This is a genomic window from Thalassotalea sp. PLHSN55 (assembly GCF_052030545.1).
In the GTDB taxonomy this organism is placed as follows: Bacteria; Pseudomonadota; Gammaproteobacteria; order Enterobacterales; family Alteromonadaceae; genus CANMXU01.
Map to the genome: position 1 here is coordinate 313,922 of NZ_JBPDIH010000005.1, position 23,277 is coordinate 337,198.

Below are 23,277 nucleotides of genomic sequence, written 5' to 3' on the forward strand. Positions count from 1 at the left end.
ACAACTGTTTAAGTTAACGAGCTCTCGCAATAAATAATTTAACTTATGCTGAACTAACCAATTGTTTAGTTTTCCAGCTTCGCCAAAAACTCACCAGATCATTGCTCGCCCAATATAAACATGGCACAAAAATCAGTGTAATAATAGTTGCAGCGACCACACCATAAGCTAATGAAACCACCATAGGAATAAGAAATTTCGCTTGCACACTTTCTGCAGAAAGCATCGGCATTAGCCCAATAAAGGTGGTCATTGAGGTCAACAATATTGGCCTAAATCGATAACGGCAAGCATTTATCACCGCATCTTTGGAATTTTGACCTTGCTTGGAAAAGCGGTTAATCGCGTCAACCAAGACTAGATTATCGTTTATTACTACGCCTGACGCGGCTAAAACCCCGAGCATTGAAAACATACCATAACTGACATCATGAATTAAATGGCCGATAAGCGCACCAATAAAACCAAAAGGAATTGCTGACATGATCAATAAAGGTTGAGCATATGAACTAAACGCAATCGCCATTAACATATAGGCCACCATAATAGCCAAACCTTCCAATACCAATACCGTTTGATTAAATTCGTCTTCATCTTCACTGCGATTGCTTCTGCCAAAATGCACTTGTGGATGACGTTGTTGCCATTGCGGTAAAAATTCATCTTTTAGTTTTTGATACATCGCCATTTTATCGTTGCCGACATATTCACCATAAATATAACCGACATTATGACCATCTTTTCGGATAATTCGTTGAATCCCAGAACGCATTTCCAAATCAACCAATGCCATCAAAGGAATGCTCCGACCATCTTTGGTGCGTACTTTAAAATGCTGCAATGAGTCAATCGACTCTCGTTCACCTTGGCTATACATTACCCGCACTCGCACGTCGCCACCGACTTTAGGTAGACGCTGAACTTCTTGGCCAAAATAAGCTTGCTTAACTTGTTTGCTAATTTCTTTTAATGAAATACCTAAGGTTTCAGCGCCCGGTTTTAAATGCAGCACCATTTCTTGGCTACCTTTATCCATGTTGTCCCTTAACATATTTACACCATCATAAGTGGCAACTTGTGCTTTAAAGTCGATGAGACCTTCTTTTAAAGCTTCGATATCAGGGGAATGAAAAGCAAAACCTATTCTTGGCTCTTGTGTATTTAAGGTCGTTTTTAATTCTATTTCTTCCGCGTCAGGAATATCGCCAATAAATTCTTGCAACAGTGCAGATGTGGCTTCAATGGTTAAGGCCCGTTGTTCGTATTGCACCAATTTCATTTCACTGACCAAGCGCGTGCTATACATACGTGTATAGTCGTGCTCTATTAAGTTAGTTTTTTCTAGCGTTTCAACATAGTCAAACAGTGCTTGTTGGCCTTGACGCACTTGCATCAATACTTGCAACATGCGCTCATGCGTTGCGGTAGGCGGTAAGTTGATCACTAAGCGAATTTTATCGTCGGTAATTTGCGGCATAAACGCTTTGTGAATGTAATTGTTATTAAGCAAACTTAACCCAATAAAAAACACGCCAATGAACAAAGCGATAACACTATACCTCTGGCGAAAACATAGCTGAATAAACGGCATGTACAGTCGATGGTTTAACCAATCTAAACTACCAGCAAATTTGGCTTGTATTTTTTCTAAGCTATTTTTTTCAACTGATTTACTGCTTTTTAAATGACGTAAATGAGCAGGTAAAATACATAACGCCTCAAATAAAGAAAACGCCAGCGATAAAATAACCACCGTAGCAATCGCTCGGGTAAATTCAGCGCTACTGCCCGGTAAAAAGGCCATTGGTGTAAATACCACCATAGTTATCAATACGCCAAATAATACCGGTTTAGCAACATTAGCAACGCCAATAATGGCGGCCTCCTCACCATCATGTCCACCTTCTTGCGCTAAATGCACACTTTCGCCGATCACTATGGCATCATCAACAACAATGCCAATCACCATTAAAAACGCGAACAACGAGATCATATTTAGCGATACGTCAAAGGTCGGTAACAAGGCAAAACTAGCAGCAAAAGCGGTGGCTATGCCGGCAGTAACCCAGAGCGCAATTTGGGGCTGTAAAAAAAGCAGCAACATAATAAAAACTAACAGTAAACCGCTAAGTGCGTTAGTAAAAATAGTTGATAGTCGTGCTTGATAGGCCTCATTCCAATCAGACCAAATGGTTAAAGAAACGCCGTCAGGTAATTGTTCATTTTTAGCGTTAACATATTGATGAACATGCTCAGATATTTTAGGAATATCCATGTAGTCGCTGTTCATAACGTCTATTAAAATCGCGGTTTCCCCATCGAAACTAGAAAAATAACGAGAATCACGTAAGCCGTCCTTAATAGTGGCAATATCTTTCAGGTATAAAGCGCCGCCGTCACTATTTTGTCGAATAATAATGTCTTCAAAGTCTTGTTGATATTCGGCACGATTACGGGTGCTTAACATTAAAATACCTGCATCATCTCTAACCGTGCCGGCCGAGATATTAAATGAAGTATTTCTGATCGCATTGGCAACTTCGTCAATACTTATATCAAACAAACTCATCGAGTGTTCGGTTAACTCAATGGCAATTTCATGATTACCCTGCCCTAATAATTCGACATTTGAAATAAGGGGTAATGCCGCGACTTCTTTACGAATTTCATGAGATAACGAGGCTAAATATTCTTGTTCCATTTGCCCATGTAAGGCAATGCGTATCATCTGTTGTTTATTGGTTTTTTCAGTCACAATAGGCCGTTCAGCATCAGACGGTAGACCATTGACTGAATTTATTTTCTCACGGATTTCTTCAGAAAACTTGCGACGGTCAACACGTTCTTTGCCCGTAATAGTAATTACCGCTCGCCCTTCTAACGCTCGGGAAGTAACACTTTTTATACCTTCAACATTTTTAATGGCATCTTCAAAACGTACAATGACTTGATCTTCAATGTCGCGAGGCCCTGCGCCTAACCATTTCATGGTGACGGTCATTATTGGCATTTGGGTGATCGGAAAAGGCTCTTTTTCTATGCGCTCAAAGTAGCTCACTAATCCTGCAACAATTAAGCTCACCATGGCCAAGTTAGCCGCAATCGGATTTTTTATCCACCAAGTCACTAATTTTTTCATGGTGTTTTGCTCGCACTTACAGCTGCCACACTTGTTAAATCACTTATTTGAATGTCGCTTGCCTTGGCGTCAATTTGCGCAATTTCCTCCTGCTCTTTATATATCGCCGTTACTGCCGTGCCAGGCAGAGGAGCAACTAAACTTGAAACCACCACCTTAGTATTATCAGCCAGCCCCGTGACAACAATAAATTCGTTGTTACGCTGCACTGGATTAATGTTAGTGACTTGCAATTGGTTATGGTTATCGACATACCAAATGCGATTATTCGGCCGCACTGAAGTGCGCGCCAATACCGTGGCGTTATCAACCTGTTTGCCCGTAATTTTGGCGGTCACAAAAAGACCTGGCAAAATTTGAGGTAAACTTTTGATCGCTTTGACCTCTGCAATCACATTCAAGGTCCGTGTACGTGTATCAAACTGTCCACCAGCGCGAACAACTTTTGCTGGCCATTTTAATAGGTTACCGCCTAGCTCGGCGCTTAATTCAACATCAATGCCTTGATTATAATCTTCTTGGTAATAATCAATAGGAATATTGATTATGGCAAGGTCGTTACCGTTTAACGCCAAACTCACTTCCATAATTTCGGTTGCATATAAAGTTGCTAAGTTGGAATTACGACTTATTTGCTGGCCGATGCTAACGCTTTCTTTACGAATAACCCCTTCAAACGGCGCGACAACGACCGTTCTTGATAAGTTTAATTGCGCTTTTTGCAATAACGCTTGCGCGGCTTTTACTTCAGCTTCGGCATGGGCTAATTGCGGCAAACCACGAGCAAGTGCGTTAGCATTGTCGCGCCCTAATTCCGCTAACTCTTGTTTAGCAATACGTGCTTGCGCTTTAACTCGTTCTAAGTTTTGCTTCGTTTGTGCAACCTTCGCCTCACGCTGAATTACCTCTAGTTTATAATCTCGATCGTCGATTTTTAATAAGGTTTGGCCTTTAGCAAAATGTCCACCTGCTACCAATTCAGGGGCAACATAGGTAATACGACCGTCAACTTGACTCTTCAATTCAACTTGTTGCTTAGGCACCACTTCGCCTTGGCTATGCGCATAAAGCTGGGTAACCTTTTGATTGCTACGTTCAACAAAAACTTTAAGGTGATTTTCCTGATACTTTTTTTGTTGGGCCTGCGGTTGAAAAGTATCTAATAAATACAAAATGATAAAGATAATCGCTAGCGAAAAAACAAAGGGAATGGCATTGATAAGTTTTGATTTGATCATAATTAAGACGTCGAAGTTGGCGGGGGAACTTGGGGCAAACCAAGCGCTAATTTAAGTTGAATGCGGTTGTTTATTCTGGCGATTGCGAGCTTAATTCTGTCGCTTTCGATTAACGTACGAGTGCGCTGGGCAGATAAAAGCTCAAAGCTACTAGCAAGGCCAGCACTGTATTGATTTTCGGTTTGTAACTCAGCCGCTCGAGCTTCTAATAGGGCGCGATCCAATAACGCTTTTCGCTCTTCAAGTACAAGATCGTTGTGCACAGTATCTTCAACTTCTTTCCAGGCACGTAGCAATTTCATTTCGAAATTTGCTAATTCAATATCTTGTTGGAATTTGGCTTTTTTGGCTTGAGCGTCAAGCACGCCACGATAAAATATCGGCTGTACAAGTGACGCGGTAATAGAAGTTAGCCAATAGTTAACGTCAAACAAGTCCCCGAGGTGATCTTGTCGAGTATCGACATTAACATCGAGGGTTAGCTTCGGCAGCTTTTTAAGCTCACTCGACTTCCAAGCAAAGCCTGCTGCTAACAATTTCGCTTCTGCCGCTTTAATATCAGGGCGGTTCAGTAAGATATTTTTAGGAGATGATAACGTGACGCTCTTTGCTAACTCTGGTGGCTCTAACTTGGTCAATAATTTATCTGTTGGCGGCTTATTGAGTAACAGATTTAAATTTCGTATGGCTTTTTGTCTTTTAAAACGAATATTTTTCTGCTCTGCGCGAGTGCGCATTAAGGTTGTTCTAACATTACGCACATCTAAACTAGACGCTAAACCATTGTCTAAGCGCATTAAGGACATGCTTAGGCGTCTCATTTGGTTTTCAATATTTTCTTGATTAAGCCGCAGTAAATTATTTTGCTCGATAACAGCTAACCAAGCCAAAAGCACTTGTGCTTGTATTGATTTGCGCAGTGCTTCCAGTTCACTTTCTTTGGCTGACATCAGCCATGTTTGTTGTTGATTTTCGGCTGAAAGCTTGTTCCATAAGTCTAACTCCCAACGCACTGACAACCCAAGTGACGATAGCTGAGTTGATTGTTTATCGCCATTTTCAAGCTTTTGAAAATGGCGTTCATTTAGGCTAACTTTGGCTTCAGGCCATAACAAGCCTGAGCTAATGTGTAAGTCTTGCTCGGCTTGCTTTAACTTTAATGCTGAAATATAAAGTGCTTTGTTATCTTTTACGGCAATCGACAACAAATGCTCAACGTCTTTAGGCAGTGTCATTCCCCATATTTCTTCAAACTGAGGCTTAGCAACACTCGTGCTTAAATTAGCTTGCCAGAACTCGGGCAAGTTAGCTGATAGTTTAGCTGTGTCGGTGCTTTCTTGAAAAACACTACCACAACCAGTTAAAACCAATACCAACAAAGCACTGCATGTAAACGTTGTCGATTTATCCATTAATCTAAAACCTTAAAAATAAATGCACCATTAAAGCATCGGTGTTGTTCTTACGCCTGAGGACCTAATTTCAAGGTATTGCGACATCATTTTTTCAGCGTGCTTTTCATACTCTTTATTGTGCAATAAGTTATTTTTTTCGTTTTCACTATGATTTGCCTCAAGATTATATAAACCAACAGGTTCCCATTTATTTAGGTTTCTATTGGTTTTTATCATCAGCTTCCACTGATCTTTTCGTAAGACAACATTCATACCTGTGCCGCCTTGTTGCATCATAAACTCTCTACGTGGAAAGTCGTTTTCACCTCGAATAAGCGGTAATAAGCTCATTGAATCCATTGCTTGATGTTCTTGTACTTTATAGCCTGTCACTGCGGCGATAGTAGCCACAATATCGTGTGCCATAATCGGCTCTTTAACGATAGCACTTTGCGAAATCATTTCAGGCCAGTTGACAATAAACGGTACTCGGTGACCACCTTCATACGCGAGATTTTTACTACCGCGGTACTCGCCTGATGTTCGATGTCCAGTATTTTGGCTAAATAATAAACCACCATTATCTGAAGTGATCACCAACAAGGTATTATCGTAAATGCCCTTATCTTTTAATGCTTTAACAATACGCGCGATTTGAAGATCGAGTTCAACGACCATATCTAAATGCGCTGTGGGTGTTGTGCCTTTAACTTTTACGCCATCAAATGTTGCCGGTGGTATATGAGGAACATGTGGCATTGGCGAGGTGTAATACAATAAGAATGGCTTATCGCTACGTTGCTGATTAATAAAATCAACCGCTTTTCGAGATATTATATCGCCCATTTTTTGGGTATCCCATGCCGAGTCGCCCATACCAGGCCCTTTGCTTGAGACAATTTTTGGATCAATTGCACTTTTTTCATCAATCAAAATTACTTTAGATTCGGGAGACAGCGGATACCAGGTTGAGTTTTCAAAAGCCATATAGTTAGGGCCTTGAATACCGTCAGGTAACATAAAGCTGTATTCAAAACCTAGATGTTCAGGCCCACCGTCAACAATTTTTGATAAATCAACCGTTGGTAAATAACCACGCTTTTCGCCACGGTAAATTTTTGTGCCATCTTTAGTTTTATAGTCGCCACCTAAATGCCATTTACCAATAAAACCGGTACGGTAACCTTGTGCTTTGGCAATTCGACCTAAAGTGGCATCAGTTGGTTTAACAGGCGACTCTTTGTACATGCTCCATGTGCCCCAAGGAGCAGTGCTACGATAAGTGCTATTTCCGGTCATCATGCCGTAGCGAGTCGGCGAACAAAGTGCCGTGGTTGAGTGCGCATCGTCAAACCAAAGCCCTTCACGGCTTAATTGGTCGAGTGTCGGCGTTTCAAATAATGGTTGGCGTTTGATCAGATCGCGCGTGTAAAAGCTCACATCGCCGATACCAAGATCGTCCGCCATGATAACAACAATATTCGGCTTTTCGCCAACGTGTGTCGTTTTTGCAGATGAGTGGGAGTGTGCAGGAGAAGAAAGGCTTAAACTAGCCAGTGCACAGGCTAACAGTGATAAAATACCTTGATGAAGTTTCATATTTTTAGTTATCCAAAAAATGATGTAACGGTAGATTTCCTCCAAACGGGTGACTCATTTTTAGTCTTTAACTATCTGATATTTAATATTATTAAAATAGTTATCAAGTTTTTTTAATGCCCGTTGAAACTAACATGAAACCGACCAAATTTAATTTCCCTTGTTAGGGTCTATACCTAACAAGGGAACATGATTGTGCCTATTTGACCTTTAAGACGACACCTGATGAGGTGTTGTACTCGCCGCCCATTAATGCCATAAACAAGTAATCGGGCTTACCGTCTTTCATTAATACTTGTGGTCTTTCCATACGCTGAATTTTTTTCTCATCTGTGTAATGAGTATTAGTTTTGTAGCCAAGCATTGGGCTAGACCAATTAATGCCGTCTGTGGAATCCAGCATCAGGCCAACATGAGGGTGTATCACGCCCATATCACGCATCACCATGTGATATTTGTTATCCGCATAATAAACATAGGCATCTTCGACCTGTTTTTTAATGTTGGCAAAAGATACTAGCGGGTTTTTAGGGTGCTTTTTATATGGACCTTTAATGTCTTTCGAAATAGCGACGCCCATTTTGCGCATGTCATCGTTATACTTATCCCATGCTTTGTAATAAAGCCAATATTCGCCATTTGGGTGCTGTAATAACGCCGGGTTAGTGGTTAAATAACTGTCCCAGTCTTCTCTGTTCGGGCTAACGTCAAGAATTGGATCTTCACCTACGCGTTCAAATGGGCCGTATAAACTATCAGATAATGCTAAACCAACACGTTGTGTTGAGGCATGATGGCCATCAAAATCATCGGCACGCGCTAAATTATTACCGATAAAAAATAGCGCATATTTATCACCAACTTTTTGAATAGTTGGGTTGTGAATGGTATCAGCATCCCAGTGCTTGCCACCACGGCCGCTTAGTACCGTACCTAGGACTTTATATGGACCTTCCGGCTTATCAGCAACCGCGTGAGCAATTTCACTGTGGCTTAACCAATGGCCATGTGTACCGCGCCAGCGTGAAAAAAACACATGAATTTTACCATCTTCACCAACAATCGGAGAAATGCCCCAAACGTTCCAGTTTTTCTCTTCAAGAATACGCACGCCACTTTGCAGTGATTGACTAAAACTTGATTCAACAATGCCATTGGCGGCAAGGTCTTTAGTAAGTTCATGATCAGACATAAACTCTTCACTTTGGCTAGCAAAAGTAACTGAAGTCAATAATGCGCTAGCAACTAATGTTTTTATAAATTTCATCTTTATTTTTCCTTTTTCACTTTAGCCTTCTTCTTTTTCGGCTTTGGCAAAAACTGATTAAGCAATGGGTCTTTGGTAGCAAGCATTTTCTCGAATATTACATCGTCGAAAGTATTAATCATGGCTTGTAATTTAGGGTTAGCGGTGGCGATTACGTTATGTGACTCATGAGGATCGTTTTGCAAGTCATAAAACTCATCGCGTCCTTTGTTGATATAGTCTTTGACTAACTTATAGTTACCATCGCTGTACATACGCATACCCGTAATGGATTGGTGCTTGGTGGTATAAGCGGCGTAATAATCCGTTGTCGACGTTTGTACATCACCTAATAGTACCGGTAAAACATTTTCACCACGGATAGCGTCAACGTTACTCGCTTGGGTATTGGTTGCCGCTAAGAGTGTTGGAAACCAATCTAAATTAGATACCGTTGAATAGTTAACGCTATTTGCGGCAACTTTGTTTGGCCAACGCACTATGGCTGGAACCTTTATCGAGTTGTCGTACATATTTGGGCGTTGATCGGTTGGGATGTTTTTCGAATCATTGACCACTTTATGATTTAATACCCAGTGGCCATTTCCTTTATGCCAAGTACCGTTGTGGCCCATGTTATAACCATGGTCGGAAGTAAATACTACTAAGGTATTCTCAGTTAAGCCAAGATCATCTAAGGTTTGCATTAATTGACCAAGATTCCGATCGACACTACGCACACTCGAAAGATATTCACCCATCATGCGTTTTACCCGTTTTACATTTAAATCAGGGTAATCTGGGTTAGGTATTTCAAGATCTTTATTCTCATAAGGCGCAGAATCAGCTTCGTCAACAGGCAACCATTTACCGTGCGGCGCTCTATAGTGCAGTGACAAAGCAAATTTACGTTGCTTGTTTTCTTTTAAAAACGTAATAGCGTGCTTAGTTAATACATCCGCAGTATAGCCCTGCTCTTTTACTTCTTTACCATTCACTTCTAATACCGGGTTCACCGGTTTAGTTCCGCCTGAGGTAAAACCTGAAAATACGTCGTAACCATGCTGTGTTGGATGATGCTCAGGTTGCACTCCTAAATGCCACTTACCAACTAAGCCAGTATAGTAGCCAGCTTTTTGTAAAATTTCTGGCCAGGTTTCCCACGACGCAGATGCGCCAAGTTCAGGCTCTAATGGTGCTAAACCAAAATGATTAAACTTAGTATTTATCCAGTCATCAACGCCTAATTCAAATCCATATTTAGACGTTAACAAACCAGCACGAGATGGGCTACAAACGGGTGTCGTGGTATACGCGTTTGGTAATCTCATGCCTTCACTGGCAAGTTTGTCCATATTAGGTGTTATCGCCTGGCCATTCCCTGATGCACCAATGGCCCATGGGGCTTGGTCATCTGTATAAATGAACAGAATATTAGGTGTTTGTGCCTCGCTAATACTTTCTACAATCGCACTTTCTCCCTCTGCGCTGTCGTTACACCCTGACAACAGGGATAAACTCGTACATACCCAAGTCAGTGCTAGCGTAGAAGATAGTTTCGTTTTATTCATAACATAGAGCCTGTGACTAATTAAATTAATAGTTGTTAACCTGTTTATTTTGCTTGTAACGTAATCGGTTTGATATTAAGGCCATCGGCATAGGCTCGAATATTTATCTTACCTTTTTGGCCTTTAATGCTTTTAACAATTAACATCGCTTTACCACTAAATGCTCTACGATAATCGGCTTTAAACGGCTCTACCGTTGCTGAGTCACCATTGCCAACTGCGGCAATTTCCCCTGCGCCTTCAACAAAAAAGCGTATTTTATTTTCTGCTGTTGGTACCATATTGCCGTGCTCATCTTGCACTTCTACGGTCACATAAGATAGATCATAACCATCGGCTGAAATTTCAGCGCGATCTGGTGTTAGCGTTGCTTGAACCGCTTCACCTGCGGTTTTAATGACTTTTTCTGCAACTACTTTTCCTTTGTTGTAGGCAACAACTTTCAACTCGCCTGGCTGATATTTAACATCCCAACGTAAGCGATAAGGTGTTTTATAGTCAGGACGGTCTTCTTTATCCCAACGTTTAAAGTCGATCGGTAATTCAGCTTTATCAACACCCTTAACTTTTTTTCCAAACGATTTGCCATTAACAAATAGCTCTACTTCTTCAGCATTGGTATACGCATATACCGGAATTGATTGACCTTTCATTGTCGGCCAGTTCCAGTGTGGTAATACATGCACCATAGGTGTATCAGTCCACTGACTTTGGTACAGATAAAATCTGTCTTTTGGAAAGCCCACTAAGTCAACCGCGCCAAATGATGAACTACGTGCTGGCCAGTCATGATTCCAATAACCAATATCACTGTGATCTTTGCCACCATATGGCGTGGGCTCTCCTAAATAATCAAAACCGGTCCAAATATACTCGCCCATTACTGAAGGGTTGCGTGCTAAATATTCAAATTCAATATCAGGTGGATACGCCCATACAGGGCCAACAATATCGTAACTGGTGACATAACGAGAGTCATGTGTGCTGTATTTGTCCATCGGGAAGTGATACTTACCACGGGTACTGGTTACTGACGATGTTTCACTGGCTAGTTTAATCCAGCTTGGGTGTTCTTTATGGATATCATCATATAAAGTCGGTTTGTAATTTAAGCCGACAATATCAACTTCATCAGCTAATTTGTTTTTAATCGCGCCATTAGGATTATTAAAACCTGCAGCAACTAAACGTGTTGGATCTTCATCACGAGCGATATCTGATAAGGTTTTCGCAACTTTCCAACCATCTTTATCACCTTGCTCCATAATTTCATTGCCGGTACTCCACATGATCACTGAAGGGCTATTACGGTTTTGGCGGATCATGTCGCGTAAATCTCTTTCATGCCATTGGTCAAAGTCTTTATGGTAGCCGTTAACTACAGTATTCTTTTCTATTTTCCAAACATCAAATGATTCAACTTGCAGTAAAATTCCCATTTCGTCAGCCAATTGCACTAGTTCAGGTGACGGTGGGTTGTGAGATGTACGAATAGAGTTAGCACCCATATCTTTCATAATTTGTAATTTACGTTCGATCGCACGGTGATTCGCTACCGCGCCTAATGGGCCATTATCATGGTGTAAACAAACACCTTGAATTTGTACACGACGCCAGTTTAGCCAAAAACCATCATCGGCTTTATATTCTATATGGCGAACACCGAGCGGTGTGGTATAGCGGTCAACAACAGTATCATTTTTAATCACCAAGGTTTCAATTTGATAAAGATACGGGTTTTCGGTATCCCATAAAATAGGATTTTTCATATTAAAATGATGAGTCAAAGTTTGCTGTGAGTTCGCTTTCAGCTTATCAACAACAGATGAAGACTCAGTCACAATATCGCCATCACTATTGCGGATAATATGACGGATTTGTGCCGAGGTTGCCTTGCCTTTATTGTTAATTTTAGTTTCTAGTTTTACTTGCGCATATTGACGAGTAACTTTTGGCGTACTAACAAAGGTGCCCCATTTAGCAACATGAACGTCATCGTTAATATCTAACCAGGTATTTCGGTAGATACCAGCACCGGCATACCAACGCGCAGAAAAGTTCTCTGGCGCTAAACTGACCGCGATGACATTGGGCTTATCACCATAGGTAAGGTAAGGCGTTAAATCATACTCAAAAGCAATGTAACCAAACGGACGTTCACCTAATAAATGGCCGTTAATATAAACCTTAGAGTTATTCATGGCCGCATCAAAAGTCACCGATACATGTTTGCCTTTAACACTTTTGGGTAAGGTAAACGACTTACGATACCAACCATTACCAAAAACCGGTAAGCCGCCGTTACGGGCATTATACTTGTCGTCAAACGGCCCCTCTATTGACCAGTCATGAGGAAGCGTTACCGATTGCCATTGACGATCGTCATAGCTATTTTTTTGTGCGTTAACTAACTTACCTTTACTAAACTTCCAGCCGTCATTAAAACTTACTTTGTTTAAATCAGCTGATAAAGCAGAAAAAGCAAATGTGGTTAAGGCAAATAACAAAGTCAAACCTTTGAATTTTATCATTATTATCTAACACTCTTTTAATTAAACGTTTTATCATTTCCTTGACTGTATCACATACAACAAAAAATTCACATATGAATAATAAGAATTAAATACGAAATTACATAATATTTACATTTGTGTAGAGAATACTATTTAAACATTGAGCTGTAGTTAAATACGGTAAAATTTGAAAATGCATTAACCAAGACGTTGTTTTGAGGTGAGTCTATAAGCGCTATAAATAAAATAGCGTTTACGAAAGTATATTCGTAAACGCTATTTCCATAAAAGCTAAGTTGTTTTAGTGAACAATACCTAACAAAAGCAAGTAAATATCAACTTATGAATATTTACGCTTTAAACCTAGCATTAACAAGCCTAGCATTAATAGTGCTAACGCTTGTGGTTCTGGTACCGCTGTTGCCACTTCATCACCAAAAGCATCAGCAACAAAAACTTCACTAGCAGCAAAATCTAGCGAAATATCTTCATTGGCAGTAAAAGTGGCGATACCTAGTTCAAATTTACCAGCAGCAACATCAAAACTATCAAACCATAAGGTATAAAGAGATAACGTGCCCAAAATTGAGTCATCATAATCAGCCACTAACGCTAACAAGGTATTGTCAAAATCAAAGGTGAACTGGTTAAGACTTAATGCCGATTCGTCATAATCTAAAGCAAAATCGACTTCTGCAATATTGCCTGAGCTATTATCAACAATGACAGTGACATCAAAAATGTCACCACTGTTATAGGATGCTTGATCAGTTTCGAATGTGATTAAGCCAGCATTAGCTTGCATGCTAAATAACATTACAAAAGCCACGATTAACTTTTTCATTTTATTCTCCTAAATCAACTTACTTAACGCCGCAGCGTGAATTGGTACAAAGCGCTACTAGACCACGCGTATCACGACGATTAACAACACCATCACTATTTAAGTCATATGCTAAATGAGTAATTGTGCCAGCAGATAAACCACGATTAAATGCGCGAATATCCATAGCATCTACGTCAAGGTCACCATCTAAGTCGCCTAAAACACCAATATCAGCATCTAAAGGTAAAAAGTCGTTTTCGTCACTAACACCATCGTTGTCATCATCAGGATCAGTATTATTGCCAAGACCATCTAAGTCGGTATCTAGCGATTCCGTTGGGTCATAAGGAAAAGCATCTTCAGTATCAATAACATTGTCGTTATCATCATCTTCATCAGCATTATCACCTAGGCCATCTTTATCAAAATCAGCCGACTCATGTGCATCAAATGGGAACGAATCAAATGCATCATCAACACCGTCGTTATCGTCATCAGTATCAACAAGATCAGGTAAACCATCTTGATCAAAATCTGGAGATGGCACCGCTTTTACCACTTCAATATAGGCACCAAACAAACCATTATCTGATTCTTTAGCGTATAGTTGGCCGTCTGCATCAGCATTTACACCAAAGCTATAATAACCGTCGGTTGTCACATCAATATCAACACTAAACACTGTTGTTGTGCTATCAACTGCGGCACTGCCAATCAAGTTTTCTAAATCATGCTTATTGGTCCAAGTAACCGTTGATTCTTCCCAGTCACTGTCTGTTTGATAAACATTAACATTACCAACAACTGGTTTTGCCGTGCGATTTGTTAACCATAATTTTTGTGTAACAGTATCGCCTAATACGTCTTCTACGCCAGCGACGTCAAACTTAACGTAACTATGGCGGCGGTCAACAAATAATTTTAAGGCTGACGGAACACCAAGGTTAACGTCTGGGCGACTAGAATCAACATCGGCATCTGCAATGACATCAAAACGAAATTCAGTAGCAGGCGCGGCATATTTAATGTTGAATGGAAATGCGTCTTCTTCATCAATAATGCCATCGTTATCGTCATCGGGATCGTTTACATCTAAAATACCATCACCGTCAAAATCACTATCGTCGTCGCCACCGGAGTTTGAATCGCCGCCGATAACGGTGCCGTCAATGATCAATGGTTTTTCATCTAAACATGGTGGTGAATCAAAGCTCACTGATTTAATAACGACATTACCCACAGAGACATTCTGCCCCGGGTGAATAACTAAATCACAATTACCTTCATCCTGACCTGACAGAGTCACTTTACGTGAAGATTCAGTACCACCATGGAAAGTATTTAACGCAATCGTGCCATCTTCTTTAGCGCCAATGTGAATATTTTCACCTTCTTTAATTGATAGATAGTCGTTAATTTTGGTTGATGCGTGAAAGGTATTCCCGGCAATATAGATATTGCGAGGGCCGTAGGCATGCACGTCTCGCTTACAGTCTTTATCTAAATGGCCAATTGACGCACAAGCAGTTGATGCACGTCGTTCATTACTGCCGTCAACCTTAAAGGTCCAGGTTGGGTAAGTAGCTGAGTCTTGCTCTTGTGTAACACGTTTATGACCCTCTGTCGCCGATATTAATATATACGGAACCGCACTAGGGATGGTGTCTGGCATAAAAAATTCATTATCATAAATTTTTAAATCATGGGTAAACTGTTCAAAATGAAGGCCATTAGCACCGCCCGTTGGATCATCAGTGATCCCCATGAAGGTATTATTTGCGATGGTAAGATTACCCGCTTGTACACCAGCAAGTTGGAATGTGTTTGATTTTTCAAAAATGTTATCTTGAACAATCGAGCCATTCATATCAACCGATTCAGTATAACGACGACCAATTCTGTTACCGTCTTCATCAGTAGAGTCATGTCTTCTGTCGTTACCCGCATCTAGGGTAAATCCATTTTTGTAACCTTCTCTAAAAATGGATGACTTAACCGTCACAGGCTTAATTTCGGTAACTACATCCCCACCACGTCTCAAAGTATTTCGGTTCATGACATTAATCACGATACCTTTAATATCAACAAACTCACTATTTAAAACAGTTAGCCCTTCTGTTGCCCACCCTATAGGTGCGGATATGCCAAATTGTAATGAGTTTTTAAATATCACATTATCGAAGCTATGACCTTCACTTCGATTAAAATTGAAGATTGGTTGGCCAAAGCTGTTTTGTAAATTATTACCATCTAAGGTTAAATTGGAAATACTGGCGTTATCTCCAAGTGCATTTATTAGTGCTGGTCGCGCTTGGGTGAGCTTTAAGATGACTGAATTTTTATCAACCCCTTCTAGCACTAGGTCATCATTTCCTATGGTTAATCTGTTAGAAAATTCATACACGCCTGCTGGAAAAGTTATTTTAGTTGTTACCCCGTCAGCCGCCCAAGCAATGATTTGGTCTATATTACTTTTATCTGCAATTCGTTCTTCAGCGTTAGCCGTGAAGCTACACACGGCGTAAGCCAGTGCTGTCATCGTTATTGTTTTAAACTTCATATGTATACCTTGTTTGAAATCACATTGTAAATACTATTTATATGTGCATCCATTGCTTCATATACAAAACAAGATAGGTAATTTAAATAATAATTGCAAGACAAGAATTTATTTATTGAACACTTTAACAGCAAGTCTCGATTAAATTTTGGTTCAGTGTGTGAAATCAAGCTAGTTTTTTCTGTTAGGAAACAGGTTAAAACCAGTACAAAAAAGGGCTATAGCTTAAATTTGATAAGAGAGAATATAATAAAAGAAAAAATAAACTTGGGAAATCGTTGGGATTTTATAAAGATAACAACATAATACGCCTGATGTGAAATCAATCCACAAAAGGCGTATTTGAATTACTTATTTTACAATCGGTTTAAATATAAATAAAAGGCAGCTTTATCTTTTCTATTTCCTGATTCATCATCGGTAAACCAAGCAGATACTTTTTGTTCACCGGTTTGAAGTTTTATATTAGCAACACAGTGTGATGCTCTGCCCCAAACGCGTTCAATGTATTTTTGATTGTTTGCTTCAATAACGCAGTATTTATTCATTACCGGCGTTTCTGCTGGTGAGTCATGATAATAAGCTTTAACTTCATATTTACCGGCTTTTTCGACATTGATATACCAAGGGTGTGGCTTGAAATCATCTTCTCGAGTTATCCAGTGAATATAATCTCGTTCCTCAGCTGGCGCTTGATGCCCAATAAACCATGGAACTTCGCCTTTATTTTCGCTCCAATCCATAGCATTAAGTCGTACAGGGTTTTCTGCGTCATTCCCCACAATAATGCTACGTGTTAAAAAGCCTTTATCGCTTAATTCCTTCCACCAAGCTTTATGATGGTTAGCAAGCTGTTTAGCCACTTCAGGAAATTTTTTGATGACATTACTATTTTGCTGAGGATCATTATTAAGGTCATATAATTCTTCTTTCCCCTTAAAGGTGATATAACGCCATTTTTTATGTGCAACAACGGTTGGTCTTTCAATAGACGGCACGTCAATACGTTGATTTGTGATCACAATTTTTCGATTATCTAATTTATTCGAATTACCCGTCGTCAGTAACTCTTTCAAACTGATGCCGTCAATGCCTTTTGAAGGTAAAGGTAAACCCGCTAAATCAAGTAACGTGGGTAAAATATCAATATGTCCACTTAAGGCATTGTATTGTTTAGTCACTACACCGCCATCTGGGTAATGAATATAAAAGGGTACTTTATGACCGCCTTCATAAGTACTGCCTTTGTAACCTTTAAGGCCGGCATTAGGTATCCAACTAGGGTATTTCTTTTGCAAGGCTTCATGCTTTTTCGACAAAACATTGCGATTGTCCGTTGGTTTATAACCAGCACCATTGTCTGACATAAAGATTAAAATGGTATTTTTATCTAAACCTTGCGCTTTTAATGCACTGCGCAGTTTAGCCATGTTGTCATCAATATTAGTGATCATGCCATATAACGTCGCCATACTATTGTTCAAACCTTTTTTAAGATAAGGTTCAACATAGCTTTTCGGAGCGCGATAAGGGCCATGTGGTGCATTTAAAGAAATATAGGCAAAAAATGGTTTTTCTCTGTCTTTCTTTATAAAGTTAATGCCCTGTTCAAACCATACATCAGTTGCATAGCCAGGAAATCGTCGCTCTACACCGTTGTCATAATATACGTCGTCAAATTGTGTATTTCCCCAGTAATCGGGGGTTTGGCCAACACCGCCACCACCATGAATAATAACATTATCAAAACCTTGATCTTGCGGGCGGTACGGGTAATTATCGCCTAAATGCCATTTACCAAAAATAGCCGTCTCGTAACCATTTCTTTTTAATTGCTCAGCTAAGGTGTCGTGTTCTTCACCTAAGAAATATCGCGTTAAAATGGTATGCCAAACACCTGCTTTTAAAGAATTCTTCCCTGTTAATAATGATGCTCTGGTTGGTGAACAAGTTGGGTCAACATGAAAGTTAGTTAAGCTAACGCTTTCACGCGCTAACTGATCAATATTGGGCGTATCAATAATTGGGTTGTCGTTTATGCCAAGTTGACCATAGCCCTGATCGTCGGTCATCACTAAAACAATGTTTGGTTTAGTCGCTGGCTTTTGCTCGTGAAAAGCAAACGCATTGGACACTAATAAGTTACTCGATGCTAGTAACAGTATTACATTAAAAATACTTGTTTTAGCCATACACAATACCTCTATCTTATAAGATGTTATTTATTTTAATTTTCTTTTCCATGCATATTTAAGTGTATTGAGTAACAATGGAGATAATGCCCGTTATGAAAAACGGTATTAATAAACGCCTGTTTACTCAAAAAGAAAAGATAATGGAAACTATATTATTTAAATTAACATATTTTTATTTATGTTAATAAGTGTTCAAAAGATATAAAAACATATATTTATTATAAACTTAAGCATAAGATTAAAACATTCAAGCGCATTACATTCCTAAATAAGGATGAAGCTACACAAACGGTCGTCGTGCCAACATTTGATAAAAACATTTCAGACTTATCATAGGTTTACAATAGCGCTACTGTCTTGTTATGCTTTTGAAAAGCCTTACAAGGTTAGCTTATAATCAAAATCATATTCTCACCTGATGAGGCACAACTCTCTCTATAAACACTACAGTTATGATGCCTAAAGTGGAGCAAGACCCTCACCTTTTACAAAAAACCGAATAATTAAATATAAAATACACCACTCACATATAAAATCAAGGTTTTATAATTAAATTGACTTCAACAGCGAAGCAAAAAATATATAAACAAATCACTTTTATTGACGATTCAAAACGTTGATATTTTGTTTGCCACATCAAAGGTAGTTATGATAGTAAGCCCATAGCAACAGCTTTACTGTTTAACGTTCTAATCCCAAACATTGTTAGTTGATTAACTAAAATTGATTATCTTAAGATTAATTCATTGCACTATAAGGTTATGGCAGCTACTACTAATATTTAACTGATAAACGAAAAAATTACGTGTGAAAGTGATCCTGAATAAGCAACAATTAAATTATTCATTAACCCATGATGTCAGTATAAGAGTCGCTACACTTTAATGAATTAAATAGAAAGAAGGCAGCTTTACATTTCTATACTTGCCACATATTCACCCTTTGATGTAAAATCAAATGCAAGTTTTATGTTTTATATATAAATATAAGGTGTGAGCTTTGACAACCGAATTAACTGATAGAGTCAAGTATATAAATAAATACTAATAACAAGTCGAGTAAAACATAATGAAAAACTTTCGTTTCATAATAACAGCTAGCCTATTCATACTGGCATTAATGGGTTGCAATGCAAGCGCTAAAACTCAGCCAAATATTATTTTAATTCTAACTGACGATCAGCCCTACGGATACTTAAGTGTTACCGGCAATAAAATCGCTCAAACCCCCAATATTGACCAACTAGCCAACAAAGGCATGTTATTTACTAATGCTCACGTCACCAGTGCTATTTGCACGCCGAGTCGTGTTTCTATCTTGTTGAGCCAATATGAACGTAAACATGGTGTTAACTTCAATTCAGGCACGGCTGTTTCTAAAAATAGTTGGGAAAACTCATACCCGATGCTGATGAAAAAAGCAGGCTACTTTACCGGCTGGGTTGGTAAAAACCATGTGCCATTAGGTGAAAATGGTTACAAAAGTGGCATAATAGAAAATAGCTTTGACTATTGGTATGCCTCGCAAGGGCATATGAAGTTTTATCCTAAAGACAGTTTTCCTATCTTTAAAGAAGCTGAAAATGACACACAACTAGAAATTGTATCTGAAGGTATTAGTGACTTTATGGATACTAACGAACATAAATTTGAACGTGCAATAACCTTCCTTGATGCTCGTCCAAAAGACAAACCATTCATGTTATCAATTAACCTTAACCTACCTCATGGCGCTGGTGCTCGTGAAATGGCCCAACGTGACAGTGATGACGACATTTATAAAAGCTTATTCAGAGACAGAGATATTCCTTTACCTAAGCATTATGTGGCAAAAGATGACATTACCACCCCTAAATTGTCAGCAGAATTGTTGCACGCAGAAGATAGACAAGTGGGTTATTCCTATGTAAATGAAGAAGACACCGTTAAAGAAATGCTTATTCGCCAAAATCAAGCGATGGTCGGTATCGACCGATTAGTTAAAAACCTTAGGGATGAATTAAAAGCACATAATGTCGATGATAATACCATTATTATTTTTAGCTCAGATCACGGTTTATTTATGGGCGAACACGGCTTAGGCGGCAAAGCATTTTGTTATGAAAAAGCAACTCATGTCCCGCTTATCATCTACGATCCACGTAAAAAGCCGACAAACGCGACCAACAACGCTTTAGTGCAAAGCATTGATATAGCACCAACTATTCTTGCCTATGCCGGAGTAAAGTCTCCTAAATCTTATCAGGGTGAAGATTTAACGGGCTTTTATCAAGGCCAAAAGCAGACCAAACGTCAATACAGCTTTTCTGAAAATTTATGGTCAAACCATTTTGGTAACCCACGTTGTGAGTCAATTCAAAACGATGAATGGAAATATATTCGTTATTATGAAAACAACAATTTATCCGCCAATAAAAAAGTCAAATTTGGTAAAAAACTCGGTATGAAAACAGGAAGTGTTTTGTATGGTCAACATGATAATGACATTTTCGAATATCGTGAGTTTGTTGAGGGTCCCTTAAACGGCGAGCCAGCAGTTTTTGAAGAGTTATATCACTTATCAAATGATCCTGAAGAGTTAACAAATTTAGCGACCAGCGCTCAACATAAAGCTATGTTAAACAAGCTGCGTAAAGATTGGATGACCAAGCTTAAATCTGCTCGTGGTCAAGGCGCTCCTGATGTAGTTCGTTATACTGTCGATAGCAAATAGTAGCGGCTGTAAACCTACTCAATTCTATTTAGGTAAATACACATGCTGATGATAACAAGGGTTATTATCAGCATTTTTTGCGACTTTATTGCCACCTCTTTGGCCAGTAACTCCCATTCTAAAGCCTGCTCATTTTTGTTAACGTAAATTCATATAGCTTATTTGTAAGAACACCTCACCTACTTTTCTTCGCTCTGACTTTGTATCCTTCTTCAGCTAAACCACCTCACGTGAAGACCCGACGAGTCCATGTAAAGCTGATACCTTCACAAACACAATTTCGCGTGACAAGGTAAGTAGATCAGATTCTCCATCTAACGCTTCCAAGGCACCTCTTCTTCACTATTAAGTCACCACTTTGATAATTCAAATACAAATAAGTCAAATTAAATATAAAAATAAATCTTGCTTTTTAATTTTAAATGCCTTTATAGTTAAGCTAATAACATTTCAAAAAAGACAAAAAAAATGAAAAAAACAATTATTGCTACTGCAATATCATTATCAGTAGCGGCTTGTGGAAATAACACGCCTAAAGACAATAACCAAGTGAGTGCAGCTGACCATAGCCAGAAACTTGCGGAAATTCATCAAGTAGCAAACCAAGGCCCTTACAAAGCCTCCTTTGACTCATTTGCTCAATATCAAATCCCTGATTGGTATCAAGATGCCAAGTTCGGTATTTTTATCCACTGGGGCGCTTATTCAGTTCCTGCATACAATGGCGAGTGGTACCCACGTAAAATGTACCGGGATGAAGAGCGTTCGGATGAAAAAGAACACCATGCTAAAAACTGGGGCGACCAAACTGAATTTGGTTATAAAGATTTCATTCCAATGTTTAAAGCTGAAAACTTTGATGCGGACCAATGGCTAAAAATCATTAAAGACTCAGGTGCACGCTACATCGTTCCTGTAGCTGAGCACCATGATGGTTTTTCTATGTATGATAATAGTTATACCCGTTGGGATTCAGTTGAAATGGGCCCTAAACGCGATATTATCAGCGAGTTAAAAGTGGCATCAGAAAAAGCTGATATTCATTTTGGTTTATCGAGTCACCGAGCGGAAAACTGGTGGTTCTTCGACGGCGGCAGAGAAATGCCATCTGATGTTCAAGACGAAGCTTACCGTGATTTATACGGACCGGCTGTCAACCGAGAAACCTCAGAAGCTGGCTTAACACCTCCTACAAAAGAGTTTATGGATGACTGGTTATTAAGAACTGTTGAATTAGTGGATAAATATGAACCTGAGTTAATCTGGTTCGACTGGTGGATGGCATCAGAGCCCTTCCATCAGCATGTAGAAACCTTTACCGGTTATTATTATAACAAAGGCGTTAACTGGGACAGAATGCCTGCGCTTAACTACAAAGAACATCACGACATGCGTTCATTCCTTCCGGGCTCTGCCGTACTTGATATTGAACGTGGTGGCATGACCGATATACATGAACATTTCTGGCAAACTGATACCTCTGTTTCTAAATCTTCATGGGGTTATGTAACGAATCATAGATACCGAGACGCAAACTCCTTAGTTGACGACATGATCGATATCGTCAGTAAGAATGGTTCGCTGTTATTAAACATCGGTCCTAAATCTGACGGTACTATTCCTGAAGAAGAAGTTCGCTTACTAAAAGAAATTGGTGACTGGTTAGCCCTAAATGGTGAAGCTATTTATGACACTCGCCCGTGGTTAACTTTTGGTGAAGGTGAAACTGAAGTTGTTGACGGCAAGCATTCAAACAATGCTGAGAAAAACCGTAAAGACTTTAATAGCAGTGACATACGTTTTACGCAAAATGGCGATGCGCTATACGCAACCATATTAGCTTGGCCTGGCGACAATAAAGAAATTGTCATCCGATCAATTAACAGCGAAAACTATCAGCAAACCATTAAAACAGTTAAGCTTATTGGCCATAGCGACAATATTAGCTTCAAACAACTACCAACAGGTTTAATTGTTAACTTACCTGCAGGTGCACCTAATGCACATGCACAAGTACTTAAAATAACGCATTAATCCCCCCTACTATGTCAGCCTAGCAATTTAGGCTGGCATAGTGCCTTTAAACAATCCAATCATCGTCTGCCTAAAAGCTATAGCCAATGTAAATAATGGTTCAACCGCTTTAGACACAGTTTTCTTCATTTACACATCTATTTAATATCTACACACTGTCGGTTTCACATATTTTTTTATTGTTGATTACGCCTTGTTGGTATTGTATTGCCAATATAAAACAGTATGACAAAAAAATACCAAGCAACCC

Annotated in this window: 12 protein-coding genes; 2 read left to right on the forward strand and 10 right to left on the reverse strand. The window is 39.3% G+C overall.

The window, feature by feature from the left end; all coding sequences use genetic code 11:
- Positions 1-43 precede the first annotated feature (43 nt).
- From ACRRSQ_RS12200 to ACRRSQ_RS12245, 10 genes are all read right to left on the reverse strand, one after another.
- Positions 44-3,139 carry an efflux RND transporter permease subunit gene (locus ACRRSQ_RS12200; RefSeq protein WP_440876021.1) on the reverse strand — a complete coding sequence of 1,032 codons (3,096 nt, stop codon included), beginning with the start codon at positions 3,137-3,139 and terminating at the stop codon, positions 44-46.
- Complete coding sequence (locus ACRRSQ_RS12205) at positions 3,136-4,377, reverse strand: efflux RND transporter periplasmic adaptor subunit (RefSeq protein WP_440876022.1); 1,242 nt, start codon at positions 4,375-4,377, stop codon at positions 3,136-3,138. Before ACRRSQ_RS12205 ends, ACRRSQ_RS12200 begins: the two co-directional genes overlap by 4 nt.
- Before the next feature lie 2 nt (positions 4,378-4,379).
- Positions 4,380-5,789, reverse strand: a complete 1,410-nt coding sequence (locus ACRRSQ_RS12210) for a TolC family protein (RefSeq protein WP_440876023.1) — start codon at positions 5,787-5,789, stop codon at positions 4,380-4,382.
- A gap of 30 nt (positions 5,790-5,819) precedes the next feature.
- Positions 5,820-7,370, reverse strand: coding sequence for a sulfatase family protein (locus ACRRSQ_RS12215; protein WP_440876024.1), 1,551 nt, complete (start codon positions 7,368-7,370; stop codon positions 5,820-5,822).
- Between the two features lie 199 nt (positions 7,371-7,569).
- Positions 7,570-8,637, reverse strand: coding sequence for a glycoside hydrolase family protein (locus ACRRSQ_RS12220; protein WP_440876025.1), 1,068 nt, complete (start codon positions 8,635-8,637; stop codon positions 7,570-7,572).
- A 2-nt stretch (positions 8,638-8,639) separates the two neighbouring features.
- Positions 8,640-10,187 (reverse strand): sulfatase family protein, encoded by a 1,548-nt coding sequence (locus ACRRSQ_RS12225; RefSeq protein ID WP_440876026.1) that lies wholly within the window; start codon positions 10,185-10,187, stop codon positions 8,640-8,642.
- Positions 10,188-10,231: 44 nt separating this feature from the next.
- Positions 10,232-12,718 carry a glycoside hydrolase family 2 TIM barrel-domain containing protein gene (locus ACRRSQ_RS12230; protein ID WP_440876027.1) on the reverse strand — a complete coding sequence of 829 codons (2,487 nt, stop codon included), beginning with the start codon at positions 12,716-12,718 and terminating at the stop codon, positions 10,232-10,234.
- 322 nt (positions 12,719-13,040) lie between these two features.
- A complete protein-coding gene (locus tag ACRRSQ_RS12235) occupies positions 13,041-13,544 on the reverse strand; it encodes a cohesin domain-containing protein (protein WP_440876028.1) in 504 nt (167 codons plus the stop codon).
- A 19-nt stretch (positions 13,545-13,563) separates the two neighbouring features.
- Complete coding sequence (locus tag ACRRSQ_RS12240; protein WP_440876029.1) at positions 13,564-16,086, reverse strand: CBM96 family carbohydrate-binding protein; 2,523 nt, start codon at positions 16,084-16,086, stop codon at positions 13,564-13,566.
- A gap of 356 nt (positions 16,087-16,442) precedes the next feature.
- Positions 16,443-18,278 carry an arylsulfatase gene (locus ACRRSQ_RS12245; RefSeq protein ID WP_440876030.1) on the reverse strand — a complete coding sequence of 612 codons (1,836 nt, stop codon included), beginning with the start codon at positions 18,276-18,278 and terminating at the stop codon, positions 16,443-16,445.
- A gap of 1,122 nt (positions 18,279-19,400) precedes the next feature.
- Between ACRRSQ_RS12245 and ACRRSQ_RS12250 the strand changes: the two genes are divergently transcribed.
- Complete coding sequence (locus ACRRSQ_RS12250; protein WP_440876031.1) at positions 19,401-20,993, forward strand: sulfatase-like hydrolase/transferase; 1,593 nt, start codon at positions 19,401-19,403, stop codon at positions 20,991-20,993.
- Positions 20,994-21,461: 468 nt separating this feature from the next.
- A complete protein-coding gene (locus ACRRSQ_RS12255) occupies positions 21,462-23,027 on the forward strand; it encodes an alpha-L-fucosidase (protein WP_440876032.1) in 1,566 nt (521 codons plus the stop codon).
- Positions 23,028-23,277 lie beyond the last annotated feature (250 nt).

Coding starts and splice junctions, on each gene's coding strand:
- ACRRSQ_RS12240 (WP_440876029.1), bottom strand. CDS start 16,086: ATGAAGTTTAAAACAATAACGATGACAGCACTGGCTTACGCCGTGTGT.
- ACRRSQ_RS12230 (WP_440876027.1), bottom strand. CDS start 12,718: ATGATAAAATTCAAAGGTTTGACTTTGTTATTTGCCTTAACCACATTT.
- ACRRSQ_RS12225 (WP_440876026.1), bottom strand. CDS start 10,187: ATGAATAAAACGAAACTATCTTCTACGCTAGCACTGACTTGGGTATGT.
- ACRRSQ_RS12235 (WP_440876028.1), bottom strand. CDS start 13,544: ATGAAAAAGTTAATCGTGGCTTTTGTAATGTTATTTAGCATGCAAGCT.
- ACRRSQ_RS12255 (WP_440876032.1), top strand. CDS start 21,462: ATGAAAAAAACAATTATTGCTACTGCAATATCATTATCAGTAGCGGCT.
- ACRRSQ_RS12220 (WP_440876025.1), bottom strand. CDS start 8,637: ATGAAATTTATAAAAACATTAGTTGCTAGCGCATTATTGACTTCAGTT.
- ACRRSQ_RS12250 (WP_440876031.1), top strand. CDS start 19,401: ATGGGTTGCAATGCAAGCGCTAAAACTCAGCCAAATATTATTTTAATT.
- ACRRSQ_RS12205 (WP_440876022.1), bottom strand. CDS start 4,377: ATGATCAAATCAAAACTTATCAATGCCATTCCCTTTGTTTTTTCGCTA.
- ACRRSQ_RS12245 (WP_440876030.1), bottom strand. CDS start 18,278: ATGGCTAAAACAAGTATTTTTAATGTAATACTGTTACTAGCATCGAGT.
- ACRRSQ_RS12200 (WP_440876021.1), bottom strand. CDS start 3,139: ATGAAAAAATTAGTGACTTGGTGGATAAAAAATCCGATTGCGGCTAAC.
- ACRRSQ_RS12215 (WP_440876024.1), bottom strand. CDS start 7,370: ATGAAACTTCATCAAGGTATTTTATCACTGTTAGCCTGTGCACTGGCT.
- ACRRSQ_RS12210 (WP_440876023.1), bottom strand. CDS start 5,789: ATGGATAAATCGACAACGTTTACATGCAGTGCTTTGTTGGTATTGGTT.